The organism is uncultured Campylobacter sp. (genome assembly GCF_938045465.1).
GTDB lineage: Bacteria > Campylobacterota > Campylobacteria > Campylobacterales > Campylobacteraceae > Campylobacter_B.
Genome location: NZ_CALIBF010000088.1, coordinates 1 through 4,182, shown reverse-complemented (window position 1 = coordinate 4,182; position 4,182 = coordinate 1). Strand labels below are relative to the sequence as shown.

The following is a 4,182-nucleotide window of genomic DNA, read 5'->3' as shown; positions in this document are numbered from 1 at the left end:
TCCCCGCATCGGTAAAAATCAAAATTTTAAAATGCTCGCTAAATTTCAAAAGCCGCCGCCAGCTCCGCTCTACGAGCTCTTTTTTGTCTATGTTTATCAGCACGAGCGGATTTTTCGTATCGCAAAAATGCTGCTTAAGCGCTAAAATAGCGGGCTCCTCGCTTTGAAATTTAGCTAGTAGCCCCTCATCGCTTAAAATTTGCGGCGCCTGCGAGCTTAGATTAACCGTCGCATCGATACCGAGCTTGCCGCCGAAGCAGGAGTTCGGGCTTGCGTGATCGAGCTGATCGCACACGCCCTCGCTAAAAACGAGGCTGCGCGCGCCCAGACGGTTTAGGACGTACTTCGTAAGCGCTTCGTACTCATCCAAGCTCGGCGCGTCCTGCGGCACGAAAACGGCGTGTTTTACGAAGCTCATCTGCCCCACGCCCCAAAACGCATGCATGATCTGCTTAGCCGCAGCGGGGTAGCGCACGGCGATCTTAGCCAAAATCAGATTGTGAAATACGCCGTTTTCGGGCATTTTATAATCGATCAGATCGGGCGCGCTCGTGCGAAACAGCGGCAAAAAGATCCGCTCGGTCGCGTACCCCATAAATTTATCCTCAAGCGGCGGCTTGCCCACGACGGTGGCGTGAAATACGGGCGCGCGCTTGTGCGTGATCGCGCTAACCTCCATCACCGGGAATGGCTCTACCGGCGTGTAATATCCCGTGTGATCGCCGAAAGGCCCCTCCGGCTCGCTTACTGCGGGATCGACAAAGCCCTCGATCACGTAGTCCGCACCCTCTGGAACGTAAATTTCATTCGTAAGCGATTTTACGAGGCGAGCGGGGCTACGGCGGATGAAGCCGTAAAGCAGCAGCTCAAAAATCCCCTTCGGCAGCGGTGCCTGGCCGCACCAGATATAGAGCGGATCACCGCCGATCGCCACGGATACGGGCATCTTGCGCCCCGCTTTGCGGTATTCGTCGAAAAAGCCCGCGCCGTCTTTGTGTATCTGCCAGTGCATCCCCAAGCGGTCGCGCCCGTAAATTTGCAGGCGGTACATGCCGAGATTTTGCGTTTGCGAGTTCAGATCCTTCGTATAAACCTGCCCCATCGTGATGAACGCGCCGCCGTCATTCTCCCAGGTCTTAAGCACGGGAAGCTCGCCCAAATCGACATCAGCGCCCAGATGCGCGACCTGTTGGCACTCGCCGCGACCGTTAAGGCGCTTTACAAAAATTTTACGAAGCGAGATTAAGTGCGCTAAAAAATCAAGCTTTTCGCCGAAGTTTTGCGGACGTTTCGGCTTTAGCAGGCCCTCAATCTCGGCGGCGATCTCGTCAGGTTCGCGACCGAGGATTAAATTTAGAGCGGGGGAGGAGCCGAAAATATTAGTTAGCACCGGCGGCATCTGTTTACCCTGCGCGTTTCGCACGTTCGTAAAAAGCAGCGCCTGCGAGCGCTCGCGCTTAACCTCGATATAGCTTGCGTGCGCGATCTCAAGCTCGGTGCCGATCTGCTCCTTCACCTCGCGCAAAAGCCCGTTTTCATAAAGCCTCTTTATCCAAAAATTTCCGTTTAAAATTTCATCAAAGCTCTGCATCCGCTGCCTTTAAAAAAATAGATTTTTTTCTTGCGGTTTTTGATTTAGAAGCTGCACGATCGCGCTCTTCTCCGCAAAAACCAGCGCGTAGTGAAACTCGGGCAGGCTCTTTAGCGCGCTTAGCTTATTGAAGCGAAAGTCTATCTTAACGCCGTCTAAGCGATCCTCCCAGCTAGCGCAGACGATAATTTTTTCGCGGAATTTTGCCCGCAAAAACTCCGCCTCGCGCGCAAAAAGCTCAGGATCGCTCTCAGCGATAAAGGCGCGGTAGCTGCCGCCAAGCGAGCTAACGTTAAAAAATCTATCCACAAAAATCGGCTCGAAATGGCCGAATGCGCTTAAGTTTTGAAATTTAAAGGGTATGTTTTTGCGCGAGAGATACTCGATCACGCCGCATAGCTCGGGCAAAAACAGCTGCGGAAAGATTAAGTTTGAATAATAAAGCCCGCCGAAAACGAAGCTGCTGTAAAATATCGAGCCGCCGTAAAGCAGCCTAAAATCGTCGCTGGCGGGGATAGTGACGGGCGATATTCCGAGGCTTTGCAAAAGATCGCCGTCGGTGGTGAAGTAGGTATTTTTCTCTTTAGCATTCATCAGGCTGATAAAAAGTTCGCCCTTGCTGCGCGGCGCAAACATCAAATTTTTCGGCACGCTCGTGTAGCGCAGGATCTCGCTTTGCACCTCGTTTATCAGCACGAAGCCGTGCCGCCACGTCTCGCCCAGAAATTTTATCAGCCGCACTAGCGCCGAGCATAAATTTTCGACCTTGATAAAGGCGATCTCGTCGTTAAGCGGCTTGAAATTATTATCGAAAATGATCGCGTACGCGCCGTTATCGATCGCGGTGCGCACGTCGCGCTCGTTTGCGCCGAGTGCGATGAAAGCTCCCTTTTTCGTGACCTTTGCAGGCTCGATCGCAAAGCTCTCGACCGCGGAGATTGCGGGATTATTCAGCATCGTTCCGTTTACGATACGGGTTAAATTTAATAAATTTACCATTACGACTTCCCTGCGGCAGAGCTTTTAAAGGGCGCGCTCTTTGCAGCGCGGTGCGGCTGCTTTGCGGTAGATGCGGAGGTTGCGCCGGATGCTGCGGCGTCTTTTGCGGCGATTACGGCAAGCATAGCAGTATTTTTTGCGATGCGGCGAGATTTTACGTTCTGAGAGGCACTTTTAGCCGGTATCGCTTTTGCGCTTGGCGCGGAAATTTTATTTTGCGCTGCGTTTTTTACGAACGCTGATTTTGCGACAGATACAGAAGCTGCGGCGGGCGCGATACTTTTAGCGGTTGATGCGGTTTTTGCGATAGGTACAGGTTTTTTAGCAAGCGGAGATCTTTTTGCGGGCACGCTTTTTGTTACTGCGTTTTTTTTAGCATGGGCGTTTTTGGAAAATGAGGCGTCCTTTTTAATGCTCGCGCTAGAAACATCTGCCGTACGCTTTCTGTGCGGCGTGACGCTTGCATTAGAATTCTCGCCATCCGCGCTCGCATATTTTTTCGTGCGCTCACCTGTAAATTTATCGGTGCGTGAAAACGAGCGCACGACCGCGCGCGCGCCGAGCTTTGCACATTTTAAAGCGGCGAACTTCGACAGCTCGCAAATGCCGAATGTTAAAATTTTACGCGCTGCAAATTTTAAAGCAACTCCTGCGCCGAGCTTCAGTGCCAAAGGCGTGGCGCATACAAGCCCGCCTGCGCCGATCTTTGCGGCAAGGCCGCGTGCGCGACAAAGTTTTAAAATTTTATCCGAAGCGGCGCTTTTTTGCGCGCAGAGCCCAGCCGCGCCGTAGATAGCGAGCTTCGAAGCCTTGCGCGCTAGAGCCCTCATCGCTAACCTACGATCGCGCCGTTTTTTACGGGCGCGAGAGTGCTAAGCAGCGTAAGGCTGCCGTCCTCGGCGCTTAAAATCATGCCCTCGCTGCTATGTTTAAAAATTTTAGCGGGTTTTAAATTCGCCAGCACGCAGATCTGCTTGCCGACAAGCGCGGCGGGATCGTAAAATTTCGCGATACCGCTGATGATTTGACGCGGCTTCTCCTCACCCAAATCGATCATAAATCGCAGTAGCTTCTCGCTGCCCTCAATGTTTTCGCACTCCAAAATCGTGCCGACTTTGATAACGCATTTTTTAAAATCATCGATTTTGATTTGAGTTTCGGGTGCCATACCTTCGGCTTCCTGCGCCGTAGCGCCCGAGCCGGAAGCGTTTGCGTTTAAGCTTGGCGAGCCTTTTGCGGCGGCGTCTGTGCCCGAACAGCTTGTAGAATTTACAGCGCCATCCAGCTTGTCATAGTCCGCTTTAGGCATTAGCTCGTGATCGATCTTGGTAAAAAGCGGCTCGCACGGCTTAGCCTTAAAATCTAAAATTTCGCCGCGAAGCACTAGCTTCTCATAAAGCGACGTGGATATTTCAAAGCCTAGCGTGTCTGCGATACGTGCCGCCGTCTTCGGCATCGCAGGGCTTAGCAGTACGGCGACTTTAGCCAAAATATTTGCAACCAATGCGACGAGAGCCAGCGCCCTATCTTGCTCGCCGTTTTTCATCAAATTCCACGGCTCGTATTTCGCAATCGAAGCGTTCGCAAGAGCA

Annotated in this window: 4 protein-coding genes; all 4 read right to left on the bottom strand. The window is 52.3% G+C overall.

Annotation, left to right across the window (positions count from 1 at the left end):
- The coding region (locus tag Q0413_RS04285) for a menaquinone biosynthesis decarboxylase (protein ID WP_298987661.1) at positions 1–1,591 on the bottom strand (1,591 nt) is incomplete at its 3' end.
- A 9-nt stretch (positions 1,592–1,600) separates the two neighbouring features.
- Positions 1,601–2,590: a hypothetical protein gene (locus tag Q0413_RS04280; RefSeq protein ID WP_298987658.1), complete on the bottom strand. Its 990-nt coding sequence runs from the start codon at positions 2,588–2,590 to the stop codon at positions 1,601–1,603.
- Positions 2,590–3,420, bottom strand: coding sequence for a hypothetical protein (locus Q0413_RS04275; protein ID WP_298987656.1), 831 nt, complete (start codon positions 3,418–3,420; stop codon positions 2,590–2,592). The genes Q0413_RS04280 and Q0413_RS04275 overlap by 1 nt, the downstream gene beginning before the upstream one ends.
- Before the next feature lie 2 nt (positions 3,421–3,422).
- A partial coding sequence (gene metG, locus Q0413_RS04270) for a methionine--tRNA ligase subunit beta (protein WP_298987654.1) occupies positions 3,423–4,182 on the bottom strand: 760 nt, incomplete at its 5' end.

Coding starts and splice junctions, on each gene's coding strand:
- Q0413_RS04280 (WP_298987658.1), bottom strand. CDS start 2,590: ATGGTAAATTTATTAAATTTAACCCGTATCGTAAACGGAACGATGCTG.
- Q0413_RS04275 (WP_298987656.1), bottom strand. CDS start 3,420: ATGAGGGCTCTAGCGCGCAAGGCTTCGAAGCTCGCTATCTACGGCGCG.